Source organism: Microcoleus sp. C2D2 (assembly GCF_036702495.1).
Taxonomy (GTDB): domain Bacteria; phylum Cyanobacteriota; class Cyanobacteriia; order Cyanobacteriales; family Microcoleaceae; genus Microcoleus.
The window spans coordinates 1-5,084 of the sequence record NZ_JAUBTO010000282.1; the positions used below are offsets into that span (position 1 = coordinate 1).

Here is a 5,084-nt window from a genome sequence, read left to right on the forward strand (position 1 = left end):
CCCTCATTCTCTCCTTAACGGTGGCTCTAGTTCTTCTTTTGCCACCGTTCTCATCTTTGCTTAGTCTAAACTACAGTTTTTGAGGTTCAGAGGCTCCAATACTTTGAATATCAAGGCTCCAAAAGCGTTGCACCGCGTTAAGTTTTCGGCAGCAAAGGTCAATTGTTAAGCTCACCAGCAGTATCCCTCTCGCTAGCTCCGAGGGGGAGGATCAGAATACCCCTCTGAACGATCGCACATAATGGAAATGAAAGCGAGCAAAGTTTATTGCCGTTGAATTGGGGCAAGCGCTCGCATTTAGCAAGAACAGCAGTACATACCTCCTGTCGGTGTAATGTTTTTGCTTCGATTCAATTTACCAAAGGTATCAAGGTCAAGGAGATTGACATGGAATTTCCAGGGTGCAAGGGACTCAAAATCATTCACATCCGAGCTGTTCCGGGTGTCCACCAACAAAATGATGTGGAATGCCCCGTTTGCGATGGCACAGGAGAGCTTCCCGACTCCGCCGAACTCCCGAACCATTGCCCTGCTTGTGGCGAACCTGTCCGCGCTGGTGAGACATGGTGCGATCGCCATAAATCAGCAGAGCAATTTGAGTAAGTATTAAACCGAGATCAACACTAATAGAGAAGGTTGACAGCCTATTCCAGGTATATAAACTACAGCATCAGCAGGTTGCCCACCTGTTTTTTAGTGCTTATAATTAACTAAATAAGCGTGCATATGCCAAGGAAAATATCACCCCAGATAGCTAATCGTTGGCGAGAAATCACGTAAAAAAGCTTTCAGTTGTGAACACCATAATTCGCTCCGATTAAACTCAGGAGGATAGGATGATACATTCAGGATACATAAGTCGAATTGTCAATAATCTAAACCCTGATGGTATTTTAGCTATCGTACAATAAAACATTCTCAAAAATCTAATTATGCTTAAATTTTTCGGCGTTGGTGAACAGAGGTATGATTTGGCTCTCACCGCGCTCCGTATGGGAGTGTTGATATGAACACCAAGAAACGCAAACCACTTGCCAGTGCGTTCGAAGAATTTGTTTTTGGTACAAAGGAAGCTTTACCAGCCCCAACACCACCATTCGTTGTATTGCCAGCACCAACACCCACAGCATCACTAACACCATTCGCTTTATTGCCAGCATCAATACCTCTGACAACGCCACCACCGTTCGCTTTATTGTCAACCACAACACCACCTGGGCCGAGAGCATTTGCACCAGACCCCGTACCTATTCAATCAAAGGAGCCTAGTTTAATGAGCAAACTGCGAGCACCCGATAAAGAACCGACGGTCAGATTTACTATTGATCTGTCTGAGTCTGTGCACCGTAAATTGTCGATGTTGGTAGCTTGCGACTGGGCGCAAGAAAGTAGACTCTTGGTGCGGATGCTGCTGGAGGACTGGCGGGAGCATCCCAGTTTGGCAGAAACACTAGATAGCGAGTAAACCATTGAGGTAAGCACAACGATTTGAAAGCACCTGATTTACACTCTCTGCGTTCCACGCTCGCCCGCCTCGATTTTAATCCTTGCTCCAATCTGCTTAATTGCCGACTCGACTGCTCCTGAACCAATTGAACATAGTTGCTCAGCTTGGTAATAACTGTAGTTGACTTTGCGTTCTTTATGTTTTTCCAGGTAGGCACAGAAGTTGCGAGCTTGTTTGCCTCGGCAACCACGCTCACAAAGCCTTCGCTTCAAGCACCTGACGAAGCCACAATAGAACCTCAGCCTTTCTAAGTCTCTTTAATGATCCACCAACTTTGTAGAGATTTTCTTTGAGATGATACCAGTCCAAGATTTCCCAGCGCTGTTGGTCTGTGCCAAACTCCTCGATTAAATTCCACACTCCCTGGTGACCATCTGCCAAGCAGACCAATGGGTTAAGCAATGGTTGGCTGTTGACATAATCAATCAATGATTGATTGTCATCAAAAAAAGCACCATAGTATGTGCTATTTAACCGTATAGCTTTGTAGTCTCTCCAGTAACTCCCAGCTTTTGGCTCTCCCCGGAGTCGGACTTTACCCCCATCCACACTAATTTCTGAGATTCCTTGCTTTGCGGATGCTAATGGCAACTCTTGTCGAAGAACTAGTCTTTGTTGGGTAGAGTGACCGACAATCATCCCTGTCAATGCTTCAACTTCGGCTTCTGCATTCTGGTATGACTCATTGGCACTCAGGCGCAGACAACATTTTTCCAGCAGAGGACTCAACTGGGAATGTGACCTCAATCCTAATTTCTCTGCTTGCTTTGCTTTCAATCTTAGGACTCCCACACAACTTTTTATTTTTCGGGTCTTCCCTACCTTGATTCCTGTTGCTTGTTCGATAAAAAAAGGGCTATTTGTGGACTGACATATTCTAACATCTGAGTCCGCACAGTTTTTTCAATGCTTTCTAGGTCGCTGAGTTCACTCTTGTTCGTCTCTTCATATAGCTTCGCAGCGAGTTCTTGCAGACAGGCTTTTAGACGTTCTTTTTTCTCAGGGGTCATGGTTGGTGCCGATGGCTTCGTTCTTCCCCTACATTCTCTCAAGAATTGGTAGATCTGCCAAAGTGAGATGCTCCCGGACTGGCTCAAGGAAGTGGATGGATAGGGGCTCGCGGTCGCTGCCCCAAAGAATCGAGATATCGAAGGTATACAGGACTGACGCAAGCACGCGCCATATATTGTTTGCTAGTGTCTTATCCTCTATGCAACAGACGGCAACTTTTCAACTTCTTTCCCCAAAAACCGTTCGTTGACAATTTCCCTGTAAGCTTCTAAATCCGGCTGCCAATTTTCCAAAAGCTTGTACAAGTGTTGCAGTTTCTCGCCTTCTAATTCCCCTGCAATTTCGTACTGGAAGCTGCCGGAAAACAATACTGCGGGAGTTGGGTCAGCATCTTGCAGTTGCAGCATAGCTTCGGCAACACTTAAGTTAAGTTCTCCTTGTTCCAGAGAATAAACTAAATTGACAGCAGCTTTTACAGAAGCTTTCCCCACATCAGCCCAAGTGCCTTTCGAGAGTAAAGTGGAGGTGATGAACTCGCGGGCAGCATTTTCGTCTCCTGCTTCAAAGGTGATGAAGCTTCTGGGATTGATGCTCAATGTTTGGTAGTCGGTGCGGGGTAAAGCTTCAACGTATTTGCGGATAACGGCAGGAATTTTTACGTCTTCTTGTGATTTTGTAGAGAGAGATTCGATGAAGGTGATGGCGTTGGATTGAGCGACGATGTTGATGCCGTTGGTGAAGGCAACTTGAGAGATTTGGGGACTAAAAACGGGGGGGCGGGCGAGTTCCCAGTCGGGGGGGACGATGCCGCTGTATTTGAGAAAGTCTGAGTTGAGGAGGGTTGGAGAGTGGTTTTTGGCTGTTAGAGCTAAAGCTAGTTCTTAGATGGTTACTTTAGGTGTCATGGCTGTTTGTAGAAAGTGTTAGGTAATATTTTATGGTGGGTAGTGGGCTTTTGTACATTTCATTTGTGGTATAAAGATAATGAAAGAGTCCCACAGAGAAATGCTCTCTTAAAAAATAGAATGCTCAAGTCTCAAACCAGAAAAAATAACTATTTAACTTGCATGGATGCGACGGAAAGTTAAATTATAAAATTCGGGCAGCAACGGAATTCACTTTTCAAGCACTCAGAGATTTAACAAAACTAGAATTGAATCAGAGACTTTTGTGAACTTTTTTAATGACCAAGTTACTATATCATTCTATAATCAATCCTTCAAATCGTCAAAATAAAATTCTTCAGCAATGAGGTCAAATGTCACCCATCCTTTTTTGGGATTGAGCAAAAACCCCTCAATAGAATACCCTTCATACTCAATATTAGATGTAACCCCTGGACTAAACTCTGTAATAAATTCTTGCTGTTCTTTGTTGTATTCTCTTGCTTCTTCATCATACTCATCAAACGTTTGCCGTAAATATTTAATGTTTTTGAACTCAACCTTACAAGGATCTAAAAATTTATGCTTGTCTGCCAATGGATGAGGTGGAAAAACATCCACTTCAGATTTGATATTAACTATCAAATTGTCTCCAATAAACTCAAAACTTTCTATTTTACAATCGAGAAAATGAAATTCATCGAAATAGCCCTTGATAATTGCCATTATCCTTTTTTCCTTAATGTTGTAGTCAAAATTTTCTCTCTACCCACTTCGGTAATTCCATCTACTTGAAAAAATTTATATTGAGAAAAACGCTCCGGTAAAGGAATTGGTCTTTCTACAACTTCAAGACCGAGTTCGTCCAAAAGTGACGCTTTAATTTTGGTATATTTATTGTTTCGCGATCCACTAATAGTAATTTGACCTCCCGGCTTGAGAACTCTTGCTGCTTCTGGTAGATAATCCATTATTCCTGTACCGCCTACTTATAGAGGTATATAGGGATTAAATGTAATTATTTCATCAACACTGTTGTCAGGAATAAAAGTGAGTTTTTCGGCTAGGATATCAGCTCTGATACCTTGTTCTGCAATAATGTCGATATTGATCGCACCAGGTATTTTACCTTCTTGACCACCAAACAATTCAAGAGTAACACGATCCTTATCTTTTATCAAGTCACTAAACAGTTCGCTCTTGGGTCTGATATCTCTAGGTGTTATGTTGAAATCACCACCATTAATGCCGTAGCTTAATCCATTGCGGGTAACTTTGTAATTAATGGCGAACCAAGTAGCCAAGGGAAGAAAAGCCAGAATGTCCAACCAAGTAGATTTACCTTTCGCAACATTTAGTGTGCTTTGAACCATTCCAAGCCCGGCACCAAATATATCGTAGCCTAGAGCTGCCTTTGCTACCCAGTTAGCCGAGCTGAACTCACGAAGTGTAGTACCTTTGGAGCCAACCCACATACTGGCAACTGCTCCACTTAGCCAGGGCGAACGCATCTAAATTTTATGTTAACAGAATATGGTATATTGGATGACAATTCTTGAGTAGCCAAAAAACATTTAATTAGAGTTTACCCCTGCATGAAACTCAAACCTAAAATCACCATTGCCGACCATTTTTCCGACTTAGAATATCCCAGAATTGAGCGGACGAAACATCATCAATTA

The 5,084-nt window shown here is 42.9% G+C and carries 6 protein-coding genes and 1 pseudogene; 2 read left to right on the forward strand and 5 right to left on the reverse strand.

Annotation, left to right across the window (positions count from 1 at the left end; translation table 11 throughout):
* The first annotated feature begins 387 nt into the window (after window positions 1-387).
* Both QUB61_RS37790 and QUB61_RS37795 read left to right on the forward strand, forming a co-directional pair.
* Complete coding sequence (locus QUB61_RS37790) at window positions 388-603, forward strand: hypothetical protein (RefSeq protein ID WP_333190412.1); 216 nt, start codon at window positions 388-390, stop codon at window positions 601-603.
* 403 nt (window positions 604-1,006) lie between these two features.
* Window positions 1,007-1,465, forward strand: coding sequence for a hypothetical protein (locus tag QUB61_RS37795; protein ID WP_333136385.1), 459 nt, complete (start codon window positions 1,007-1,009; stop codon window positions 1,463-1,465).
* On the opposite strand, the pseudogene QUB61_RS37800 reads toward QUB61_RS37795, so the two are convergent.
* From QUB61_RS37800 to QUB61_RS37820, 5 genes and pseudogenes are all read right to left on the reverse strand, one after another.
* Window positions 1,451-2,517: pseudogene (locus tag QUB61_RS37800) on the reverse strand (ISKra4 family transposase). The gene QUB61_RS37795 and the pseudogene QUB61_RS37800 sit on opposite strands and share 15 nt — an antisense overlap.
* 198 nt (window positions 2,518-2,715) lie before the next feature.
* Entirely contained in the window at window positions 2,716-3,114 is a 399-nt protein-coding gene (locus tag QUB61_RS37805; RefSeq protein ID WP_333136383.1) for a hypothetical protein, read from the reverse strand.
* A gap of 615 nt (window positions 3,115-3,729) precedes the next feature.
* On the reverse strand, window positions 3,730-4,128 hold the full coding sequence (locus tag QUB61_RS37810) for a hypothetical protein (protein ID WP_333136381.1): 399 nt from the start codon (window positions 4,126-4,128) through the stop codon (window positions 3,730-3,732).
* Entirely contained in the window at window positions 4,128-4,373 is a 246-nt protein-coding gene (locus tag QUB61_RS37815) for a hypothetical protein (RefSeq protein ID WP_333136379.1), read from the reverse strand. The genes QUB61_RS37810 and QUB61_RS37815 overlap by 1 nt, the downstream gene beginning before the upstream one ends.
* An 18-nt stretch (window positions 4,374-4,391) precedes the next feature.
* The gene (locus QUB61_RS37820) at window positions 4,392-4,913 is read right to left on the reverse strand and encodes a hypothetical protein (RefSeq protein WP_333136377.1); all 522 of its coding nucleotides are present in this window, start codon (window positions 4,911-4,913) and stop codon (window positions 4,392-4,394) included.
* Between the last annotated feature and the right edge of the window lie 171 nt (window positions 4,914-5,084).

Excerpts from the sequence above, each read along its gene's own strand:
- QUB61_RS37820 (WP_333136377.1), bottom strand. The coding sequence starts at position 4,913 with ATGCGTTCGCCCTGGCTAAGTGGAGCAGTTGCCAGTATGTGGGTTGGC.
- QUB61_RS37790 (WP_333190412.1), top strand. The coding sequence starts at position 388 with ATGGAATTTCCAGGGTGCAAGGGACTCAAAATCATTCACATCCGAGCT.
- QUB61_RS37815 (WP_333136379.1), bottom strand. The coding sequence starts at position 4,373 with ATGGATTATCTACCAGAAGCAGCAAGAGTTCTCAAGCCGGGAGGTCAA.
- QUB61_RS37810 (WP_333136381.1), bottom strand. The coding sequence starts at position 4,128 with ATGGCAATTATCAAGGGCTATTTCGATGAATTTCATTTTCTCGATTGT.
- QUB61_RS37795 (WP_333136385.1), top strand. The coding sequence starts at position 1,007 with ATGAACACCAAGAAACGCAAACCACTTGCCAGTGCGTTCGAAGAATTT.